Source organism: Candidatus Pelagisphaera phototrophica, from assembly GCF_014529625.1.
Lineage (GTDB): Bacteria > Verrucomicrobiota > Verrucomicrobiia > Opitutales > Opitutaceae > Pelagisphaera > Pelagisphaera phototrophica.
Genome location: NZ_CP076039.1, coordinates 2,414,904 through 2,435,067, shown reverse-complemented (window position 1 = coordinate 2,435,067; position 20,164 = coordinate 2,414,904). Strand labels below are relative to the sequence as shown.

Annotated in this window: 20 protein-coding genes; 13 read left to right on the top strand and 7 right to left on the bottom strand. The window is 48.8% G+C overall.

The features are described from left to right. The first annotated feature begins 2 nt into the window (after positions 1-2). Both GA004_RS10440 and rarD read left to right on the top strand, forming a co-directional pair. The gene (locus GA004_RS10440) at positions 3-821 is read left to right on the top strand and encodes a TatD family hydrolase (protein ID WP_283393803.1); all 819 of its coding nucleotides are present in this window, start codon (positions 3-5) and stop codon (positions 819-821) included. Continuing rightward, positions 809-1,669 carry an EamA family transporter RarD gene (rarD, locus tag GA004_RS10435; RefSeq protein WP_283393802.1) on the top strand — a complete coding sequence of 287 codons (861 nt, stop codon included), beginning with the start codon at positions 809-811 and terminating at the stop codon, positions 1,667-1,669. The genes GA004_RS10440 and rarD overlap by 13 nt, the downstream gene beginning before the upstream one ends. A 253-nt stretch (positions 1,670-1,922) precedes the next feature. Here rarD and GA004_RS10430 read toward each other — a convergent pair whose 3' ends face one another. From GA004_RS10430 to GA004_RS10420, 3 genes are all read right to left on the bottom strand, one after another. Beyond that, complete coding sequence (locus tag GA004_RS10430; RefSeq protein ID WP_283393801.1) at positions 1,923-4,421, bottom strand: DEAD/DEAH box helicase; 2,499 nt, start codon at positions 4,419-4,421, stop codon at positions 1,923-1,925. Positions 4,422-4,440: 19 nt separating this feature from the next. Further along, positions 4,441-5,061 carry a 16S rRNA (guanine(527)-N(7))-methyltransferase RsmG gene (rsmG, locus tag GA004_RS10425; protein ID WP_283393800.1) on the bottom strand — a complete coding sequence of 207 codons (621 nt, stop codon included), beginning with the start codon at positions 5,059-5,061 and terminating at the stop codon, positions 4,441-4,443. A gap of 83 nt (positions 5,062-5,144) precedes the next feature. Continuing rightward, a complete protein-coding gene (locus GA004_RS10420) occupies positions 5,145-5,690 on the bottom strand; it encodes a hypothetical protein (protein WP_283393799.1) in 546 nt (181 codons plus the stop codon). A 486-nt stretch (positions 5,691-6,176) separates the two neighbouring features. Between GA004_RS10420 and GA004_RS10415 the strand changes: the two genes are divergently transcribed. From GA004_RS10415 to GA004_RS10390, 6 genes are all read left to right on the top strand, one after another. Continuing rightward, complete coding sequence (locus tag GA004_RS10415) at positions 6,177-6,980, top strand: DUF3450 family protein (protein WP_283393798.1); 804 nt, start codon at positions 6,177-6,179, stop codon at positions 6,978-6,980. Positions 6,981-7,087: 107 nt separating this feature from the next. Continuing rightward, positions 7,088-8,398: a MotA/TolQ/ExbB proton channel family protein gene (locus GA004_RS10410; RefSeq protein ID WP_283393797.1), complete on the top strand. Its 1,311-nt coding sequence runs from the start codon at positions 7,088-7,090 to the stop codon at positions 8,396-8,398. Position 8,399: 1 nt separating this feature from the next. Next, positions 8,400-8,930: a MotA/TolQ/ExbB proton channel family protein gene (locus GA004_RS10405; RefSeq protein WP_283393796.1), complete on the top strand. Its 531-nt coding sequence runs from the start codon at positions 8,400-8,402 to the stop codon at positions 8,928-8,930. Next, a complete protein-coding gene (locus GA004_RS10400) occupies positions 8,927-9,328 on the top strand; it encodes an ExbD/TolR family protein (RefSeq protein WP_283393795.1) in 402 nt (133 codons plus the stop codon). The genes GA004_RS10405 and GA004_RS10400 overlap by 4 nt, the downstream gene beginning before the upstream one ends. Continuing rightward, positions 9,325-10,023 (top strand): energy transducer TonB, encoded by a 699-nt coding sequence (locus GA004_RS10395; RefSeq protein WP_283393794.1) that lies wholly within the window; start codon positions 9,325-9,327, stop codon positions 10,021-10,023. Before GA004_RS10400 ends, GA004_RS10395 begins: the two co-directional genes overlap by 4 nt. After that, a complete protein-coding gene (locus GA004_RS10390) occupies positions 10,020-11,378 on the top strand; it encodes a tetratricopeptide repeat protein (protein WP_283393793.1) in 1,359 nt (452 codons plus the stop codon). The genes GA004_RS10395 and GA004_RS10390 overlap by 4 nt, the downstream gene beginning before the upstream one ends. Before the next feature lie 188 nt (positions 11,379-11,566). Here the strand turns inward: GA004_RS10390 and hemE are convergent, their stop codons facing one another. Both hemE and hemF read right to left on the bottom strand, forming a co-directional pair. Continuing rightward, complete coding sequence (hemE, locus tag GA004_RS10385; RefSeq protein WP_283393792.1) at positions 11,567-12,595, bottom strand: uroporphyrinogen decarboxylase; 1,029 nt, start codon at positions 12,593-12,595, stop codon at positions 11,567-11,569. 38 nt (positions 12,596-12,633) lie between these two features. Next, entirely contained in the window at positions 12,634-13,572 is a 939-nt protein-coding gene (hemF, locus tag GA004_RS10380; protein WP_283393791.1) for an oxygen-dependent coproporphyrinogen oxidase, read from the bottom strand. Positions 13,573-13,750: 178 nt separating this feature from the next. Between hemF and GA004_RS10375 the strand changes: the two genes are divergently transcribed. Then, on the top strand, positions 13,751-15,196 hold the full coding sequence (locus tag GA004_RS10375; protein WP_283393790.1) for an ATP-dependent Clp protease proteolytic subunit: 1,446 nt from the start codon (positions 13,751-13,753) through the stop codon (positions 15,194-15,196). A 146-nt stretch (positions 15,197-15,342) separates the two neighbouring features. On the opposite strand, the gene GA004_RS10370 is transcribed toward GA004_RS10375, so the two are convergent. After that, positions 15,343-15,477, bottom strand: coding sequence for a hypothetical protein (locus GA004_RS10370; protein WP_283393789.1), 135 nt, complete (start codon positions 15,475-15,477; stop codon positions 15,343-15,345). A gap of 45 nt (positions 15,478-15,522) precedes the next feature. On the opposite strand from GA004_RS10370, the gene GA004_RS10365 reads away from it, so the two are divergent. After that, positions 15,523-15,744 carry a hypothetical protein gene (locus GA004_RS10365; protein ID WP_283393788.1) on the top strand — a complete coding sequence of 74 codons (222 nt, stop codon included), beginning with the start codon at positions 15,523-15,525 and terminating at the stop codon, positions 15,742-15,744. A 61-nt stretch (positions 15,745-15,805) separates the two neighbouring features. Here GA004_RS10365 and GA004_RS10360 read toward each other — a convergent pair whose 3' ends face one another. Next, positions 15,806-16,561 (bottom strand): response regulator transcription factor, encoded by a 756-nt coding sequence (locus tag GA004_RS10360; RefSeq protein WP_283393787.1) that lies wholly within the window; start codon positions 16,559-16,561, stop codon positions 15,806-15,808. 255 nt (positions 16,562-16,816) lie between these two features. Here GA004_RS10360 and hisG point away from each other — a divergent pair, with 255 nt between their 5' ends. From hisG to GA004_RS10345, 3 genes are all read left to right on the top strand, one after another. After that, positions 16,817-17,677, top strand: coding sequence for an ATP phosphoribosyltransferase (hisG, locus tag GA004_RS10355; RefSeq protein WP_283393786.1), 861 nt, complete (start codon positions 16,817-16,819; stop codon positions 17,675-17,677). A 250-nt stretch (positions 17,678-17,927) separates the two neighbouring features. Next, positions 17,928-19,586 carry a 30S ribosomal protein S1 gene (gene rpsA, locus GA004_RS10350; RefSeq protein WP_283393785.1) on the top strand — a complete coding sequence of 553 codons (1,659 nt, stop codon included), beginning with the start codon at positions 17,928-17,930 and terminating at the stop codon, positions 19,584-19,586. A 172-nt stretch (positions 19,587-19,758) separates the two neighbouring features. Then, positions 19,759-20,133 carry an NADH-quinone oxidoreductase subunit A gene (locus tag GA004_RS10345; protein ID WP_283393784.1) on the top strand — a complete coding sequence of 125 codons (375 nt, stop codon included), beginning with the start codon at positions 19,759-19,761 and terminating at the stop codon, positions 20,131-20,133. Positions 20,134-20,164 lie beyond the last annotated feature (31 nt).

Below are 20,164 nucleotides of genomic sequence, written 5' to 3'. Positions count from 1 at the left end.
CTGTGCAAAATAATTCGATAGTCTACGATGATGCCCATTGCCATTTGCAGGATGCTCGATTGGCACCATGGCTTGACGAGAGTCGCGATTCGCTAGATGCCAGCGAAATCCGAAGAAGGGTTGTGAATGGTACGCAGCCGAGCGATTGGGAGCGCGTTTTGTTTTTAGGAAACGAATTTGAAAGCGTGATACCTTCAATTGGTCTACATCCTTGGTATGTGAATACAGTGGGAGGAAATTGGAAGGCTGCGTTTGAAAAACATATTGACACAGGAAAATGCGCGGTCGGCGAAATTGGGCTTGATCGATGGATTGAGAATTATGATACGGAAGCTCAAAAGGATGCGTTTCTTTTTCAATTTAGGCGGGCTCGGGAGGCGGAATTACCCGTTTCCATTCATTGTTTACGAGCTTGGGGGCTCCTCTTGGAACTGCTGGAAAAGGAAGGCCCTTACGAGACCGGATTTCTGCTGCACTCGTATGGGGGGCCGAGGGAAATGATTGAATCTTTCGTTGCTCTTGGAGCACGTTTTTCCTTTTCAGGCTACTTCGCGGGTAAGGGTAAACGAAAAAAGCGGGACGCCTTTCTGGCTGTGCCCTGGGATCGATTGCTGATCGAGACGGACGCTCCTGACATGCTGGGACCGGAACCGCTTCGGGCTGAATCGACTTACGACTCTGAGGGAGAGGCGATCAACTCACCGAACAATCTCATCAAAATATACGATTTCGTGGCCAAGATGAGAGGAGTCGCGGTGGAAAAACTGACTGCAATCGTTGACGCAAACTTTAGGACGCTGTTCAGACTATGGGAAAACTAGCCGCGATTGGGTGTTATGCCTATTGGGGGCTGGTTGTCTTTTACTGGACTTGGCTTGATAAAGTTGAGTCTCAGGAGATCCTCATGCATCGGGTTGTTTGGACGTTGGTCGCAATGGTGGTGGTTATTTACTTTCGAGGAAACATGTCTGAGTATCTAAAGGCATTTCGCGATTGGTATGTTATTAAGTGGCATTTGGTCGCGGCTTCCCTTCTTGCCCTTAACTGGTATTTGTTTGTTTACGGCGTTACTAATGGGCGAATTACAGATGCTAGTCTGGGCTACTTTTTATGTCCCTTCGCAACCATATTGTGGGGACGCTTTTTTGAGAAAGAGACCCTGAATTACCTGCAGCTATTTGCGATTATCTTGGTGGCTGTGGGAGTAGGGCGACTAGCGTTCAACTTGAATGACTTTCCTTATGTCGCGACTGGAATTGCTTTAACGTGGAGTAGCTACAGCGTTGTTAAGAAGCGATCGAAGCTAGAAATTTTTTCCAGTCTCGGGATGGAAATGACGCTCTTAGCTCCGTTTGCGTTAATATCGCTCTTCTGGTTCGGGAGAAAAGGCGAACTGGTCTGGGGAACTCAGGGCGCTGGCTATGATTGGCTTATCGTTTCTACTGGAGTGGCTACTCTGATTCCCTTGCTCTTGTATAGTTACGCAGTTCGTCGCGTATCTCTTACCAATATGGGGCTCCTGCAGTATATCATGCCAACCATGGCATTGGTCATAGCGGTGTTTGTATTTGGAGAGCCATTCGGCGGAGTCCGACTTTTTGCGTTTTCCTGTATTTGGATCGGCTTAGCTACTTATGGCTACGATAGCCTGCACAAGGCTCCGGAATAATCGCACGACTCTCCCTAACGTCCAGATGCAGAGTCATCACTGCGGTTCCGAAGCGAGAGGGTCGGATAGGATAAGCTGTGCTTCGAAGACCAGTTTTTGGTCTCCCGTAATCACAAAGTATGCGTCTTCACTGATCCCGGCACCTTGACCTGGTAGGTACCCGGTTTCTGTCCTGTCTCATTCTCGACTGCCTGAAATATCGGGGAGTGAGCATGTACTAAACGTGCTCTAATTGACATTGGATATCCCGATGCTATCGTAACAGTGTTCTGAGGTCTTCGATTCCAATTTTCGAATTATTGGCCTCGCTGGCTTCAAATATTTCCTCAAGAAGCCGCCTTTTGGTGTTTTGCATTTGCAGCACGCGCTCTTCGACTGAATTGGAAACGATGAGCTTGTAGCTCGTTACCACTTTGTTTTGTCCGATACGGTGGGCCCGATCAGTGGCTTGGGCTTCAGCGGCTGGATTCCACCAGGGATCGAAGTGGATCACCGTATCGGCACCGGTCAAATTGAGTCCCACTCCTCCGGCTTTGAGCGAAATAAGGAACACAGGGATTGTCTCATTGTTCTGGAAACGGTCTACCACATCCATTCGATTACGAGTGGATCCATCCAGATAGCAGTAATCGATTTCCTGATCTTCAAGTTCGTTTCTGAGAAGAGTCAGAATAGAAACAAACTGTGAGAAGACGAGGACACGGTGCCCTCCATCAATGGATTCTTCGAGGAGTTCGAAGAAATTCGATCGCTTGGCTGAGGTGTTGGGTTCTGTTTCGGACTCCAGCAGTCGGGGATCGCAACAAACCTGACGAAGACGGAGAAGCTGCGTCAGCGTTTTCATCTGGATCGATCCTTCAGAAGCCCCGGATTTTTCGAGTTCAGTCAGCTCAGACTCCGCCTGATTTTTAGTTTGATCGTAGAGCTTTCTTTGATCGGGTGTCATCTCGACATAGACCACATGCTCTAGTTTCTCTGGAAGTTCGGGAGCAACATGAGCCTTTGATCTTCGCAGAATGTATGGGGTGGCCTGCTCTTGAATTCTTTTTTCGTGCCATTTCCGGTCATCGCCTTTGGCGTCTCTTGGAATTCCCTTCCATCCTCCTGGTAAAATGAATTCTAGAAGTGACATCAGGTCTCGAATGCTGTTCTCAACCGGAGTGCCGGTCAGAAGGAAGCGTCCTCGCGAATCGAGGCTAAGAATCGCTTTCGCATTCTGAGTGCGGCGGTTTTTTATATGCTGTGCCTCATCGGCGAATACACAGCGAAAGCCCATTGCGGAGAAAATAGACTGATCTCGAATGAGTGTACCGTAGGATGTGATAACCAAGTCTGTTGCGTCCAGGTCTGTTTCGTTTTTGAAACGATTGACTCCGTGGTTAACGAATATGCGCAATTCTGGACAATGCTTTTCCGCTTCGCGTCTCCAGTTCTCGACGAGCGAAGCGGGGCAAACGACGAGTGACCGCTTGAATCCGCTCGAATGAGGAAAGTCTGTTGCCTCTGACCTCTCAGCGTCAGAGAGCTTGAGGCTGGAGATTAAAGCGAGGGCTTGCAGGGTTTTGCCCAGACCCATTTCATCTGCTAAAATACCGCCGAGCTGGTGGGTGTAGAGATGATGAAGCCAAGACACTCCGATTGTCTGGTAGGGTCGAAGAATTTTCGATAACGAGTCGGGGAGAGGAGGGCTGATGAGTTTCGAGAGGTCGCGAAGAGCGGCGCTTCGGCCTCGCCAGGTCGAGGGCGGTTTGAAATTCGGGTTTAACGCGACTAGTTCGTTTTCGATCTCGGGTGCTCTAGAGAAGGGAACGTTGTAGGTCCCCTGGTGTAGAAGCGGCGCATCAGGAGACGATTCGAGGGACTGTTGCAGCGCGTGCAATTTTTCCAGACTCCGTTTTTTGATGAGGAAGACTTTTGGCCCTGATTCCACGTAATGACAGCCCGAGTTGATCGACTGGAGTACTGACTGCTCTGATATTCCTCCTGCTTGGACCGAAAGCGTGACTCTGTAGTGGTTGCGATCTTCCTGAACCGACGCCTTGATTGAAGCTTCCTTGATTTCCGCGGTGCGAGAGCGGAAATTGTCAGTGAACTCTGCTCCGTACCTTTCTTCAAGGTCTGTCCAGAACTCTCCAAGAAAATTCAAAGTCTGGTGACGATCGCGTAGCCACCATTTACGATTTCGCGGTTCCAGTCGAAAGCGGGAAGAATCCAGTAACTCGCGAATTTCCGCGTAGTAGGGGTGTTCCCGAGAAGGAAGTGAAACAGTGAGAAAATGAGAGGATCCATCGACAATCATGGGGTTTCCGGAAAAGGATTCTCTCTGCCTCGGTGAAGGGAATCGTGCTTCTACAGTTTGATCGGTGCTCGAGCTTTCCCGTGGCGGGGTGGCAGAAGATGGCTCTTGAGACAGAAATTCGCTCACCCCGATTAGCTCACCCCTATTCCATTCAATCGGTTCCTTCGGGCGGTTCGCCCAGAAGAAGACTTGCTGACCTTGGAGTGTGTCCACCAGATGCGAAAGTTTTGCCCTATCCAGCTGGAAAAAGGAGGACAGTTTCCCGCCGGACCATTGGAGAAGTGAAAACGCTGCGATGCGATGGCTCTCGGTTAGATCGCCAAATGCAGTCTCGGGGAAGGATTCTGGAGTTCGAACTTTGCCGTCGCGATCAAGCGCTTCCAGCTTAGTCGGAATGGCGTCCCGCGGCGCGGAGGACTCCAGATTCGGTGGGATGATTATGCGTAAGTCCACGATTTTAGATACGAATGCCCTAGTCTCGTTTAACAGGAACGTGAATCACATACTTCTGATCGAATTCCTCGTAGTCGAAGAATTCCCGTATGGGAAACGCGACTGGCGTTTCTCTTATTTTCTCGAATTCCTCTTTGAGGTCGCCGCCTTTCAGGTAGAGGACGCCGTTTGGCAAATCGTTGAAAGCGGTTTTTTTTATTTTCCTACGCACCCAATTCATAAAGTCGGGAAGCTGTGTTACTGCCCGAGCGACGACGAAGTCAAATTGCTTAGGGACTTTGTCTGCTCGCACTTGTTCAGCGGATACATTATCCAGGCCGAGCCTATGGACGCAGTCTACGACTACTTTGATTTTTTTCCCAATCGAATCGACCAAGTGGAATCCGCATTCGGGTAAGAGTATGGCCAGAGGAAGTCCTGGGAACCCCCCTCCAGTGCCGACGTCCATGATGCGGGTGCCGGGTTGGAAAGGCATCGCTTTTGCAATGGCGAGCGAGTGGAGAATGTGCCGTTTCGGTAGGTTGCCGATGTCGGACCGTGAGATGAGATTGATCTTCTGGTTCCATTCACCGATCAAATCGGCGAATTGGGCGAGTCGTTCGTATTGAAGCGACGTGAGATCAGGGAAGTGTCGTTCCACGATTCGAAGGTCGAAATCCATGCAGCGATCTCAGTGGCCATGCCTGGCGACAAGCGCAAACAAAAATCCAAAATGCCACGAACCTAGCGACCGCCTCGGCCGCCGGGAGCACGCCGCTGTTGAGGCATGAGCTTTTCCATGGTCGACTGGAAGGACTTGTACTGCTTTTTGTCCAAAATCGCCTTCACCTTTTTGTTCAGGTCTCCACGTAGCCTTTCCAGCTTTTGCCGCCGTTGCATCATTGCTTGGCGATCCCTGGTTGTGGGGCCGCCGCCTTCAGCCTGCAATTTTCGGCGCTCTGCCTGCATCTTCGCCTGTTCGATTTGCATGGGCGCGAAAAACTGGATGAGCGCTTCCTGCATGGGCCTGAGCTGCTCCTCTGTTACTTCGACGCCTTGCAGAACTCTTAGTACCCGTTCTTCGATGGCTTTGTTAAAGCGGTTTTTCGCTACCTCCGCCTGCTCGGGAGTCATGGGAGTTTGGGCGGAAGCGATGGGTGGAACGAAAAGGGCGAAGATTAAAGCTGTAAGTGCGTAGGTGAATAGGCTAGCCGTTTTCATGAGAGCAGGGAGAGGGTGAATGGCTTGCACTGAGGGTTTAATAAAAGTTGTTCCTGTGTGAAGATCCATCGTGAAACTATCAACGAGTTTTTTCAGGTAACGGTTACGCACCGCCTTAATAAAACCGTCTAAATTGGGAGGGATCGAACATTGGACAAAATTCGGAGAGGTTGGACGATGGTATGCTGGGAGAGTTTTTACTGACTTGGCGGTGTCCTGTACGACTGGATACGACTGCTGAGTTCATTTTACGGGCTGCGTCACATTCGTTTGGCGAAGCCGCTTTGCCGTCACCGTCTGAATCGCCATGAATGTCTCGCTGCCCTTTCAGAAATGGTTCATTTCTAGTTCATTAATATCCATTTCCAATCTTCTCATCTTGGCTTCAACAGCGAGGAGCGTTGACTGTGAATGAAAACATCCCCCGTTGATCTCCGCTAAATTAATGAGGATTGATTGTAATGAACGCTCTTGACCCTTAGGATTGGCTTTGAGAACTTGGGACCGTTGAGGCGTCCGGATAGGATCGATCGACGCGCATTTGCCCCAAACCAGATGACAGAAGGACCTTCTCCCTTTTACGTAGCACGTTTCACAACGCGTTGCTTGTTCAAACTAGCAATTTTTCTCGGAGTCGCAGTCAATGCTTTAGGCGACGACTACGAGCGGCTCGAGTCTGCCACGAAACGTTGGCTAGATTTGGAGCAGCGAATCGCGGAAGAGCGCAGTACCTGGAAATCACAGAGAGAGGTTTTGTCTCAGAGCGTAAAAGTGCTCGAAGCCAGCATTGACGAACTGACGGAGGGACTGGAAAACTTGAAAGTGTCAGCCGAAATGCGATCGAGCGAGTTCGCGAACAATGAGCAGACCTATGAGAATGAGGAGGCCACACGGGCTTACTATGCGGGTAAGCTGGATGAGATAACCGAGCTCTTTTTGCGACTCAGAGCATCCGTACCCGAGTACCTCGAGGATGAGATGAATACGGCTCAGGAAAAACTGGAAATGGCTGATCCGATTGCTCTGGGGGAACGGGCGCAAATTTTGATAGCCGCATTCACTAGCGTCGAAGAGTTCAACCGATCCGTTACCATAGACTATGTATCAAGAAAACTTGCCGACGGTCGGGATGTCATGGTTTCGGTTCTCTACTGGGGTCTTGCCCGAGCCTATGCCGTTGATCCCCAAGGCACGATCGCGTGGGAGTTGAAACCAGGACCGAAAGGCTGGGTTTGGCATGAGCGACCCGAGTACATCCAGCAAATCCATGAACTGGTGCAGATTCACGAGCAGACGCGACCTCCGTCGATTCAGTCTGTACCGGGAGAAGTTTTGCACGAGTTAGGAGGTGAGAGATGAGTTCACGGAATTTATTTTTACCATTTTCATCGTTCGCTTTGGCGCTTGTTTGTTTATCATCAACCACATTCGGTCAGGAAAAAGATATCGCCGATTTGGCGAATCAAATGGAAAGTCGGGTAGAGCAAAGCCTGCAGAAATATCGCGTTCTCCAAGAGGAAATTGCGGCGGAGAAAGTCCCTTTGATACAGCTTATCAATGAGCTTGAAAACCAGGTCATCGAAATGCGTGGGCAGATGCGATCAATCCGCTCGGGAGAAGAACGGGCCCGAGAAGAGCTGAGAGCTCAGCGATCGCTCACGGGAGATTTGAGGACCCAGAATGATTACGTATCTGGGTTGTTTGCCCAGTATTTGAATACGTACGAAGGGAGATTGAATATTGCGGAGGATCAGAGGTTGTCGGCTTTGCTGGACCCTTTTCGAGAGGCTATTGAACTAGCAGGCCCAGGGACGCAGGAAGCTCGGGAGAAGCGTGCTGAGGCAGTCGAAATTTGCCTGCAGCGCCTCGAGGTGATTTCTGGTGGCTATTCCTTCGGCGGGCAAGCGATTGATCGAGCTGGCGAGATTCTCGAAGGCGATGTGATTGTTTTTGGTCCGGCAGCATTTTTTCGGGAGAAAAGTGGTAGGGAAGTGGGGACGCTCAACTATCGTCCGGGAGCAATCGAACCCGCAGTCTCAACTTTGGAAGGGGCATTTGGTGAGTCTTTAAGAAACTACGGATCTTCAGGTCAGTTTAACCTGCCTTTGGACGCCTCGATGGGTAAGGCGGCTTCGCTCGAAAAGGCGAGTGACAATTGGCGGGAGCACATTGAAAAAGGCGGAGTGGTCGGCTATCTTATTATTGGCATGGGAATTTTGGCCCTCCTCCTTGCTGGCGTGAAGCTAATCGATTTCAGCGCGTTGAACGTATCGATTCCGTCAAATCTAGCTTCAACTGCGGCGGCGGCGGTGGAAGGAAACCTTGAAAAAGCGAATGAGCAGATTGCGAAAAGCAAGCCGTGGATGAAGGCCATGCTTACTGAGGGCGCGGCTCATGCCAACGAAGATCGGGAATTGATGGAAGACCATATGATTAGCGTGATTTTGCATCGTAAGCCTCGACTCGAGCGTTTTCTCCCCTGGCTAGCAGTGACGGCGGCGGCGACCCCTTTGATGGGTCTTCTGGGGACGGTGGTTGGAATGATTAAAACATTCACATTGATCACGATATTCGGATCGGGAGATCCAAAAGCCCTTTCGTCGGGGATATCTGAGGCACTCGTGACAACGGAACTAGGGCTCGTGGTTGCGATTCCTACGCTGATTATTCATGGAACGCTCTTGCGACTAGCCAAACGCCGCATTAGCGCGATGGAATTAGCGGCCACTGAGTTTTCGAAGATCGTGAACAAGCTTACAGGAAAGGGAGACGCTTGAAGTGACAAACGAGTTCTATCTAGAAGCCTGGCAGACTATACAGGATGGAGGAGTCGTGATGATTGCACTGATCTTGTTGTCGGTGCTGCTTTATCGATCGGCACTCGGAACTTTGTTTTTCGTCAAAGGGTTTTCGATCGCTGAGATTAAAAGCGGTATAGATGAAAATGCGACCAATGTTGAGCTGGAGATAGCGTATTCACAAGCCAAGCGCGAGTTTAGTGAAATCGTTTCCCGTCAAGTCGCATACATCGGTATGCTCGCGGCCGCCGCGCCGTTACTAGGTTTATTAGGTACGGTGATTGGAATGCTGGAGACGTTTGAAAGTCTTTCGCAAAGAATGCAGGAGACAACTTCCCAAGTTAGCCGAGGTGTTCGCTTCGCTCTTGTTACTACCCAAGCGGGGCTAATCGTAGCGATTCCGGCGATTTTCATGATTCAGTGGATCAAGCGGGAAGCGAAGAAACGGCAGGAAGAAATTGCCCATCAGGAACTGGTATCGATTCATGGTGAAAGGGCATTTGCGAAATGAGACGTAATATGGCCGATTTAGATCTAGGCGGGGAGACAGAGATTAATCTGTCCCCGATGATCGATTGCATATTCATTCTCCTCATTTTCTTCATTGTTACGACGGTTTTCGTGCAGGAAGCAGGTATTGATGTGGAAAAGCCTGAGGCTAGTAATTCCACACCACTTCCTAAAAACAGTATTCTAATCGCTATTACAGATAACGGTAGGATCTTTTACGGAGGAAAAGAGATTTCACTGGCGCGAGTGCGTCCCATCGTTCACCGGGTCCTCGCTATCGAAGACGTTCCAATCATAATCCAGGCTGACCGGGAGTCCATTCACGATACCTTTGCCAAGGTGTATGGTGAAGTGAAAGCTGCGGGCGGTAAGGACATTCATTTTGCGACGAAAGAATGAAGGCGTATTCTCTAGAGACGGGATTGAATCAGTCTACGAATTCGATCAGAGTTGTCGTATTTGCCGTAATCGTGACCGCTGTTTTGTTTTTAGGGATGTCAATCTCTCGACTCGGAGATATCGAGCAGACAGAAGACGTTGCATTGGCGAAGATTGAGTTGTTCATGCCTCCGCCGCCGCCACAACCTCCACCGGAGATAGTGGAAATGGTTGAAGTATCTCAAGTTCCGATACAGGTCGACGTCACGTTGAATCCAGATCCTGCGAAGCTGACGGTTTCGCCAATAGAAACTTCTATAGACGCACCCTCGCAAATAACCGATAAATTTGAAGTCAATTTGACCGATTTTCAAAGGCCGAACATTCAAGTGAATCTAGAGTCGATCGTTTTTGAGAAGAGTGAGGTGGATCAAATTCCTGCGAGGAACTACAGTCCTATGCCGACGCTTCCTCCGAAGTTGAAGAAGGAAGTGGGAAATGCTAGAATTATCGTCCAGCTGTCCATCGATGAAAACGGGCGCCCTATTCATGTGATGGTTTTGAACTCTCCCGTTGAGGAAGCTAGACCCTTTATTATTAGAGACCTAAAGCGTTGGCGATTCAGGCCGGCCAAGAAAAATGGTCAGAAGGTTAAGTGTTGGGTGCGCTTTGTCCTCGTCTATCAGAAATCGTCCTCGTCTCCATTTAGTCTATGAAAACGTTGGTAGTTGCATTCGCTGTTTTTAGTATTGGTTACGCCTCTGGTCAGGATCAGGAAGCCGATGAAATGGGGAAGCCGGATTTGTTTGGACCCGAGTTTCAAAAGCGATTCACCGCAAGCTATGGAGTTCTGGAAGACCGGGAGCCGGAATTGCAGGAACTGGAGATTTCTCTATTGGAAAAAATTGGTCCCATGGTAGAGGAGAACCCGGAGTTCGCCAAATCTATGCTGGAAGGCATGCTAGGCGAAGAAACACCTGCGACGGCTTCATTCAATTTCATCTTAGCCAACCTCTACTTTAATGGAGGGGCTTGGGATGACGCTTTGGCTGAGTACGATCGAGCGATCGAGAAATTTCCTACATTCAGGAGAGCCTGGAAAAACTTAGGTATGCTGAAGACGAGGCGAGCGGATTATGAAGGGGGGATGAAGGCACTTGTTAGATGTATCGAACTTGGAGATACGAGCCCTGATACTTATGGCTCGGCGGCTTATTGCCATTTGCGCGTAGGGAATCTGATGGCGGCTGAACTGGCTTACAATGCCGCGGTCGTGCTTGAGCCAAATAATATCGAATGGGTCGAGGGCAAGGCACAGGCCATGATGATGGCCAAGCGGTACAAAGAGGCATTGCCATTGCTGGAGGAACTATTGCGGCGCGACCCCCAGAAAAATATTTATCGCACCTATCAGGCGAATGTTTATGTCGAAACCGAGCAATTTTATAAGGCGGCCCAGATTTTTGAAATGATCGAGGCTTTCGGCGATGGGACGATGGATACTCGTGTGCAGCTTGCTAATATATACAGTTTGCAAGGCATGTACGAACTTGCGATCGATACTTATATAGGGGCTAAACGGAGCGATTTGGTTAAGCGAATTTCAGAAGTCCTTCTGTCGGTGAGATTCCTAGTAGAAAAGGATGAAGTGGATGAAGCCCGACGCCTATTTGATAAGATTGGTTCACTCGACACGTATTGGAAGATAGAGGATAGAACGCGATTTTTAATCTTAGAGTCGACTTTCGCTAAGTACGATGGAGATAGTGTAGGGGAAGAAGGAAAGTTAGTGGAAGCCTTAGAGAACGATCCATTGAACGGCGAAGCACTAATTCGGCTGGGGTCACTTCATTCTGAAAGAGGAGAGAAGGCGAAAGCAATGTACTATTTCGAAAGAGCGTATAGCTCGGAAAAACATGAATATGATGCCCTGATTTTGGCTTCACAAACGCTCATCGATGAAAAACGCTTTTCTGAATCACTTAAATTGCTGCAACGCGCTTTGCTGAGGGAACCGAGCAGCGAACTTGAGTCATTGATTGGCCAAGTTAAGCAGGCGTTGATCCAGTAGACCCGAAATTTGAAGAGTTCGAGCTTTTCGGACAAGTCGACTTCTTTTGAACTCATTGGTTTACCGCCATTTCGTCATTTTTTTGCCTCTGGTATCAGTCGGGGAGTTCGGATTCCAGTTGCCAGATCGTATCTTTCTTTCACCTGTGACGATTGCGTCATGCCTAGTTGATCCAGTTCGACATTACCTCACGCCTTGTAGCCTAACACTGTTTCAACGAGAGTCTCCATGTTTTCAATTTTGGCTGCCGGATGAATTCCGTGTCCCAGATTGAAAATATGACCAGGACGATTTCTCATCGCTTCTAAAATTTTCAGGACCTGATTGCGAACGATTTCCGGGTTTGTATCCAGAATTACCGGATCCAGATTCCCTTGAATGGCGATGTTGTCGTTTATTCTCTCGGAGGCTTCCTTCATTGATATCGTCCAGTCTACCGAGATTGCGTTTGGATTTGAGGCGCATTGCTCGGAAAGGTGGACGGATGTGCCTTTAGCGTAGAGAATTATGGGAATTTCATTTCCAACTGCGTCAATAATCATACGGATCCATCTTAAAGATGCGTCCTCGTAGTCAGTACCGGCTATGATGCCGCCCCAAGAATCGAAAATCTGGATCGCGTCGACACCAGCGGCTTTTTGCATTCTGAAATAACAGATCAAGCTATCCGTAAGTTTTTGCATCAAAGCATCAAAGGTTGCCCGATCGGAGTAGAAGAGGCTTTTGATCTGCTCGAAACTTTTCGAGCTTCCTCCTTCAACCATATAAGTGGCGAGCGTCCAAGGGGAACCTCCAAAGCCGAGCAATGCTTTGCTCCCGGAAAGTTCTGTGTGAATGAGCTTAAGGGCATCGGAAACATAGTTCAGTTTTTCTTCGATCCGGGTCGAGTCTAAGGCTTCTATCTGCTGCCTGTTCTCGAGGCGGTAGTTCATTGCAATCCCTCCTGCATCCCTAAAATGGTAGCCCTGTCCCATGGCTTCTGGAATGACCAGAATGTCTGAAAATAGGATTGCGGCGTCCAAGTGGAAGCGCCTGAGCGGCTGCAGGGTTACTTCCAGTGCCAGCTCTGGAGTTTGGGCGAGTTCAAGAAAGGTGTATTTTTCTTTTAGGGCGCGATACTCGGGCAGGTAGCGTCCGGCCTGTCGCATTACCCAAATGGGTGGACGATCGAGGGATTGGCATTTCAGAGCTTTCAAAAAGCGTACGCGGGAATTCATTTGATTCTTATATGATTCGGTCGTGAGCGGTTAGTCGCTTAGGGCGTTTCATTTGCCCAGTCGCGTGGTCTAAGGAAGTATTCATAAAGATCTGCTTCGGGAGTTCCTGGTTCAGGACTGTAGTTGTACCTCCATGATACATTACTCGGAAGGGACATCAGTATGGATTCCGTTCTTCCACCGCTTTGAAGTCCAAAAAGAGTTCCCCTGTCATAAACGAGGTTGAACTCAACATATCTTCCCCGCCGGTAAGCTTGGAAAGATCGTTCCCGTTCTCCGTATTGATGGTCCTTACGTCTGGCAACGATAGGGAGGTAGGCTTTGCAGAAGTGGTTTCCAATATTCTGGGTCAGAGCAAACGCGTTCTCGAATCCACCGGAATTGTAGTCATCATAGAATAGTCCTCCAATTCCACGGGGCTCTTTTCTGTGTTTAATGTAGAAGTACGAGTCACAGGTGGATTTGAATGTCTGGTAGGTTTCGGATCCGAAGCGGTCACAGGCCGCTTTTGAGGCTTTATGCCAATCGATAGCGTCCTCTTTGAAGCCGTAATATGGGGTAAGGTCGAATCCCCCTCCGAACCACCAGACATCCGTTTCATCGCTCGACTTTGCTGGGGCGTAGAAATAGCGCACGTTAGCATGCGAAGTTGGGACGTAGGGATTTTTTGGATGTACTACGATCGAAACCCCGGTGGCGTGAAAGGCTCTTCCCGCTAGTTCTGGACGGCTCGCTGTGGCAGAAGCGGGTAGCTCGTTTCCCATAACGTGTGAAAAATTGACCCCAGCCTTTTCGAAAGTCTCTCCGCCTTCCAATACACGGGTTGTTCCTCCGCCCCCGGCCTCTCGCGTCCAGTCGTCGCTAATAAAACGGTTGCCAGAGTCCTCAAGGGACTCAATTCCGTCGCACACGCTACTTTGAAGAGAAAGCATATAGGATTTGACACTTTGCAGGGCTTCTAAACTCACTGAAGGCATTCCTATGACTAATTTGACGGAATTCTAGATATTTTATGAATTATCCTCGAGAATCCTAATCGCTTATGCGTTTCAAGACTTGTCCGGAATGTCCCAATGGATCACTTCCGCTTGCGTTTCGAATACCTTCGGTACAATTCTTGCTTCCTGTATGCGGTTTAAGTCGTTTACTAATATTATGTGCCAATTTCAGATTCTTATTCGATTTGTTTTCATTGCGGTTTTGTTGGCCGGTAGTAAAGTAGCTGGTCAAAGCGAGCTTGAGCCGCTGGTCGTAGAGGCAAGCAAGGGCGCAGACGCCGGAGACGCAGACCAATCTCCAGAGAAGGAGTCGAGTTCCGAAGCAACCTCCAAGGTAACGGAAGGTAGTGAAGACGGGGCCGATCCAAAAGAAGAGGCGCGCAAGGCGGAAGTGAAGGCGTTGAACGGTGAGCGCGAGTTGATTCAAGCTCGGATGTCTTTACGGGCGGAGAAGTTCAAGGAAGAGATAGCGGCACTGAAAGAAGAAAAGGAGCTTTTAGCTTTAGAAAATTCTTTAGCGAGGGAGAGATTGAGCCAGGATCTGGCAGAGCTGAAGGCGGAAAACGAGCGATTGAGTGTCGAAATGGATGCGTTAAACAAGGAAATATCGCTGGCTGGTCTAGAGTCTAAAAAAGCGCTTACGGAAGAGCTAGCGGCTCTAAAGCTGGAGGAGGAGCGTCTGATTCTCTCCAATTCAATTTTGGCGAAAAAGATGGAAGGGGAACTGACCGGGCTCAGGCTTGAGGACACGCGTCTCAAGCTGAAACGGACCACGTTGGACATCGAGGTCGCTGAATTGCAAGCGAAGCTTTCCATGAAGGAAAAGGGCGATCTAGTCGACAGTATCGTATACAGGGATGGGGAGACCATGTACCTGCAAGAGCCTTTTGTGGATGGGGTTCTGCATGTCAGTGACCGAAGAATCGCCCTAAACGGACCAATATGGAGTGGCTTAGCTGATTACGTTAGCGAGCGGGTCAACTTTTTCAACAATGAGAGCGTAGAATATCCCATATTCCTCGTAATCGATTCATCGCCAGGTGGCTCAGTTATGTCTGGGTACAAGATTTTGAAATCGATGCATGGAAGCATGGCGCCAGTATTCGTCGTCGTTAAATCCTACGCCGCAAGTATGGCAGCCAGTATCGCCACACTGGCGGAGCGTTCCTACAGCTATCCCAATGCTGTGATTCTCCATCATCAGATCAGTTGGGGAGTTAGCGGGAACCTAACTCAGCAACGAGAATTTTTAGAGGAGGCGGAAGAGTGGTGGCGCCGTGTTGCCCGACCGGTTGCAGAGAAGATGGATCTCACGCTAGACGAGTTTATAGCTTTAATGTACGACAAGAATTCAGATGGCGACTGGCGGGAGTTCGGTGACCGGGCGCAGGAGCTGAAGTGGATCGATCAGGTAGTAGACCGAATTTGGGAAATGTCGGTAGACAAGAATCCGGACCGATTCGGCCGAAGCTTCATTTTTGCCGAAGGCACTCTGGAGGAAAGTCTTGATGAGGAGGGCAAACCGTTTATGGCCCTTCCTCGGCTTGAGCCATTCGATTTTTACTATTTGTACAATCCAGATCAGTACTATCGGCTTCGTTAAGGCTGAAGTTTGAGGCCTGTCGGAGGGAGCTACAGGTTGCCTTTCATCTGAATATAGTGGGCGCCTTCCAAGGGCTTCGGCATTAAAAGGCGGTCCGTTACCTAAGTCCTACCCTATTCGGTATGGGCAGCATTACGTGTGGTTTGTCAATATTTGGTTACATTTACCGAAACGATCTGTCTCAGATTGATTTTGATGATCTTGCGTGTATCCCATGTTACAGCGTTGTAACGAGCCTCCAAGTAGGAGCCATTGCCGTTTACCAAGTATTTTTGTAACATGCCCCTATACAAGTTTCAGAACGGAACCGACCGGTCGATCTCAACATGATGGTATCCTTACTGATAATTTTTGCGGTTTCTTCAGTCGCCGGAATCGTTATTTTGATCGTATGCTCTAGAAAGTCGCCGGAGGGGTATCAGTCGGAATCTGGATTTCACTACAGTCTCAAGGAAACGAACGATTCGAGCAGACCTGTTGGGCAACCCGTTTCGGGCAGCAGAATTGCGACAGGAATGGACCGCGTTGCTGCCCGATCAAGAATCTGACGCTACAAACAGTGTTTGCCCGTGTGACTCCACGAGTAGCACTGCGGTTTTTTGCGGACGCCTAATCGACTAGTGGAGCCTTCGCAGCTTTGAGCGGCTCGTATTGATAGCCAATTCCGTGGATAGTCTTGAGATTGTCCAAGGGTACGTCCTTACGCTTAAACAGATCTCTGATTTTCACGATGTATTGGTCGAGAGAGCGACTGCGGATGTCCGCGTGAATTCCCCAAACCGAGTGTATCAAATTTTTGCGCGTGATGATCGTTTGGGGATTATCATAGAAGTAGGAAAGGATACCGATTTCCTTGCGGCCGATAGCCACAATTTCTCCGTCCGTAAAGGAGATTTCCATTGTGGTGGGATTGATGGAAGCCGTATTGAAAATGAAGGGCGAGTCAGTGAGTTTCACGTTCTTCGTTACGTTGAAGTCGTTGGCGACCTCTGCTCTTCGAAGTACGGCATGAATACGAGCAACAAGTTCCGGCGCGCTAAATGGCTTGGTGACGTAATCGTCTGCTCCCAGTTCGAGCCCTTTCACCTTCGAGATTTCAGAATCATTACCAGTTAGAAAGATGGTGGGGATGTTGATGTCCTCGCACTTTAAGTCTTCCATAAACGCAAACCCGTTCTGGTCTGGAAGCGTAAGGTCTAACAAAATGATGTTGGCGAAATTGTTTTTCAGAAATCGCATTGCCAGAGCACATCGATTGCAAATCTGGGTTTGCATCCCTGTTGCTTCGAGGTGTTCCGCAATGACGTTCGCGAGCTCTGCTTCGTCTTCTACGATTAGAACTAATGGCTTGGGTTTACTAGGCATAGGAGTAATTTAATAATAGATTGTAGTGCGAAAAATGGAGAGCGTGGCTTTGTGTGGAAAAATTAAAAATTTATCCGTTCGAGGAAGTAATTGTTAAAAGCCGTAGAAGCGATGCAATAATTATTTACAATTACTAAATGACTCAGTGTAAAATGTAAAAATGTAAAAAAGCCATAAAAGAGGAAAAGATTAGGCTTGCGACTTTGGCTTGTATGGATTTCGACCTTTTGCGTGCAAAAAGAGGAGCCAATACTCATGTTTGGGTTGCCAAAAGGCAGCCTTGAAGAGCCAACGATTCGGCTATTCGCGAAAGCGGGTTGGAATATCCGAAAGAGTTCCCGTTCCTATAAGCCGAGCTTCGACGACGCTGAATTGGACGGCCGATTTGTTAGAAGCCAGGAGATCAGCCGCTATGTAGATCACGGATTTTTTGACGTGGGTCTTTGTGGGTACGACTGGATCGTGGAGAATGGGTCTGATGTTGTGGAAGTTTGCGACTTAGTATATAGTCGGGCATCCAACCGACCTTCCTACTGGGTGCTGGCAGTTCCAGAAGACTCGCCCATAAAGACAGTTGGAGATTTGCAATGTAAGCGTATTGCTACGGAAGTAGTGAATCTGACTCGCAGGTTTCTGGCTGACAAAGGGGTCGAGGCGGAGATCGAATTTTCCTGGGGGGCGACTGAGGTGAAGGTACCCGACATGGTAGACGCTATTGTTGATTTGACGGAGACGGGTAATTCATTGATCGCGAACAAGCTTCGTATCGTTGAGACCTTGTTAAAAACCAACACCAAGTTGATCGCCAACAAGGAGAGTTGGGCCAATCCGATAAAGCGGCAAAAAATCGAAAATATCGCGATGATGCTTCAAGCCGCTCTCGAAGCGACCGATAAGGTGGGTTTGAAGCTGAACGCTCCCAAGGATAGCATGGAGCACATCCTCAAGATCCTTCCGGCCTTGCGAAACCCTACGGTTAACCGTTTGAGCGATGAAGGCTGGTCCGCGGTCGAGGTGATTTTGAGTGAAAAGGATGTTCGCGACATCATACCGAAGCTAAAAGAGCTCGGAGCGGAAGGAATCATTGAATATCCGCTCAACAAGGTTGTCTACTGAGATAGGGAAGTGTGGAAGAGAGAATCCGATTTGAAAACGGGTTTGAGAGAACGCTCGATTTCGCTTGCTCCCGAGAATTAATGGGTCACATTCCGTGGCCTTTGTGGCATTTCATCAACCGCTCGTTCCGCCGCGACGCTTCCGAACGAGTTACCGCTATTCTAACAATGTTGTCTAATAGGCAACGCGCAATTAGTCAGGAAACCTGGGATTTTCGGAAGCAATTTCGGATTTGCTGACACCAAGTACCATGAGTTCTATAATGGAAGAACTTCTCGCCCAGACCACCTTTGACAAGCTCAAGGAAGGATCTATTATCAAGGGTGCGATCACTGAAATCCGCCAAGTCGAAGTCGTTGTCGATATCGGCGGTAAATCTGAAGGCCTCATTTCTGCATCGGAATTCTCCGATCTCGGTGACCTCCAAATTGGCGAGGAAATTGAGATTTTTCTGGAAAAGCTTGAGGATCGGGATGGAAATCCCATTCTGTCATTTGACAAGGCTGAGCAAAAGAAGAATTGGGAGAATATCATTACTAAATGCGAAGAGGGCTCAATTGTCCAAGGTCGCGTTAAGGGAAAAGTTAAGGGCGGCTTGATCGTCGGCATGGGAGTGGACGCATTCTTGCCGGCATCGCATATCGATATACAGCCTCCTAAGAATTTGGACCAGTACCTTGGCCAAACTTACGACTACAAAGTTCTTAAAATCAACCTAGAGAGAAAGAACATCGTTCTCTCACGCCGTGAACTAATTGAAGAGCAGCGATCTTCCAAGCGCCGCGAACTTCTCGATAAGATCAACCCGGGCGACGTAGTTAAGGGTATCGTTAAGAACATCACTGATTTTGGAGCTTTCATCGACCTCGATGGAATGGACGGATTGCTTCACATTACTGATATGAGCTGGGGCCGGATCTCGCATCCGAGCGAAATGCTCAAACAGGGAGAGGAAATCGACGTGATGATTATCGAAATCAATCGCGAAAAAGAGCGGGTTTCACTCGGTCTTAAACAGACTAAGTCCAATCCATGGGACAGCATTGAAAACCGCTATCCCATTGGGGCTCACGTTGCTGGCAAGGTCGTCAATTTGGTACCTTATGGTGCGTTCATCGAAATCGAAGAAGGGGTTGAAGGACTGGTTCACGTAACAGAAATGTCGTGGACAAAACGCATTACCAAGCCGAGCGATCTCCTAAAGGTGGGAGACGATGTTGAAGCAGTGGTTCTTGGAATTCAGAAGGACGAAGAGAAAATCTCGCTTGGCATTCGCCAGTTGGATCCGAATCCATGGGATATGGTGGTTCACAATTATCCAGTGGGCGCCCATGTTCATGGCAAGGTTCGGAATATTACTACCTACGGCGCGTTCATCGAGCTGGAGGAGGGAATTGACGGAATGGTTCACGTTTCGGACATGTCTTGGACGCGGAAGATCAACCATCCAAGTGAAGTCCTAAAGAAGAGCGACGAAATCGATGCAATCGTATTGGATGTCGATACTTCGAACCAGCGTATTTCTCTCGGCGTTAAGCAGCTTACAGATGATCCATGGGCAGACATTGATGGTCGCTTCCGTATAGGTGACGTGGTTACAGGAACGATCTCGAAAATTACTTCGTTTGGGGCGTTTGTTGAGCTTCAGGACCATATTGATGGACTAGTTCACATTAGCCAGATCAGCGAAGAACGGATCGAGAAGATCAAGGACTCGCTAAATATCGGTGACGGGGTCACGGCCCGCGTAATCAAGATCGATCGCGAAGAACGTCGTATCGGATTAAGCATCAAGGCGGCTAATTACGATGAAGAGCAGCTTGCCGCAGAAACCCAGACTTACGATAATATGAAGGATGGCGGCGACTTGATGAACCTCGGAGATATTCTCGATCAGGCGACCAAGTAGATTGTATTCTGCGATTAACTACTTTTTCAAAGGCGAGTCCGATACAGGGCTCGCCTTTTTTGCGTCTCCGGACCCCCTGACCGGTGTCTTGAGATGAAAGGAATTGGCTTAATTCGTTCTGGGAGTTCTTTTACCTTGAAATTGTAAAATTTATTGCGGATTTTCGATTGTCATGGAGGTTTCGGATTTCGCCCCAATATTAGTTCAGATCGCTTTCGCAGCGGGGCTTGCGGGCGTTATCTTAACGGCTAGCCATCTATTTGGTCAGCGGGGCTCGAAAGGGAGTATTAAAAATTCCGCATACGAGTGCGGGATAAAGTCAGAGGGAAAAACCAGCACGAGGTTCTCGGTCAAATTTTATGTGACCGCGATGCTCTTCATTCTTTTCGATATAGAAGTGTTGTTCCTGATTCCCTGGGTTTTGGTTTATCGCGATTTCATCGCCAACAGTCTGCCCATTTTGGGGCCGATACTTTTTTTCCTTACGGTTTTGGTGGTTGGGCTTTTTTACGAAATCAAAAAGGGCGGACTCGATTGGGAAAAATAGTGAGTTAATGGGGGCGAGTGCCCCGCAACGG

Coding starts and splice junctions, on each gene's coding strand:
- rarD (WP_283393802.1), top strand. CDS start 809: ATGGGAAAACTAGCCGCGATTGGGTGTTATGCCTATTGGGGGCTGGTT.
- GA004_RS10420 (WP_283393799.1), bottom strand. CDS start 5,690: ATGGATCTTCACACAGGAACAACTTTTATTAAACCCTCAGTGCAAGCC.
- GA004_RS10415 (WP_283393798.1), top strand. CDS start 6,177: ATGACAGAAGGACCTTCTCCCTTTTACGTAGCACGTTTCACAACGCGT.
- GA004_RS10410 (WP_283393797.1), top strand. CDS start 7,088: ATGGAAAGTCGGGTAGAGCAAAGCCTGCAGAAATATCGCGTTCTCCAA.
- GA004_RS10400 (WP_283393795.1), top strand. CDS start 8,927: ATGAGACGTAATATGGCCGATTTAGATCTAGGCGGGGAGACAGAGATT.
- GA004_RS10395 (WP_283393794.1), top strand. CDS start 9,325: ATGAAGGCGTATTCTCTAGAGACGGGATTGAATCAGTCTACGAATTCG.
- GA004_RS10390 (WP_283393793.1), top strand. CDS start 10,020: ATGAAAACGTTGGTAGTTGCATTCGCTGTTTTTAGTATTGGTTACGCC.
- hemE (WP_283393792.1), bottom strand. CDS start 12,595: ATGAATTCCCGCGTACGCTTTTTGAAAGCTCTGAAATGCCAATCCCTC.
- hemF (WP_283393791.1), bottom strand. CDS start 13,572: ATGCCTTCAGTGAGTTTAGAAGCCCTGCAAAGTGTCAAATCCTATATG.
- GA004_RS10375 (WP_283393790.1), top strand. CDS start 13,751: ATGTGCCAATTTCAGATTCTTATTCGATTTGTTTTCATTGCGGTTTTG.
- GA004_RS10370 (WP_283393789.1), bottom strand. CDS start 15,477: ATGTTACAAAAATACTTGGTAAACGGCAATGGCTCCTACTTGGAGGCT.
- GA004_RS10365 (WP_283393788.1), top strand. CDS start 15,523: ATGATGGTATCCTTACTGATAATTTTTGCGGTTTCTTCAGTCGCCGGA.
- GA004_RS10360 (WP_283393787.1), bottom strand. CDS start 16,561: ATGCCTAGTAAACCCAAGCCATTAGTTCTAATCGTAGAAGACGAAGCA.
- hisG (WP_283393786.1), top strand. CDS start 16,817: ATGTTTGGGTTGCCAAAAGGCAGCCTTGAAGAGCCAACGATTCGGCTA.
- rpsA (WP_283393785.1), top strand. CDS start 17,928: ATGAGTTCTATAATGGAAGAACTTCTCGCCCAGACCACCTTTGACAAG.
- GA004_RS10345 (WP_283393784.1), top strand. CDS start 19,759: ATGGAGGTTTCGGATTTCGCCCCAATATTAGTTCAGATCGCTTTCGCA.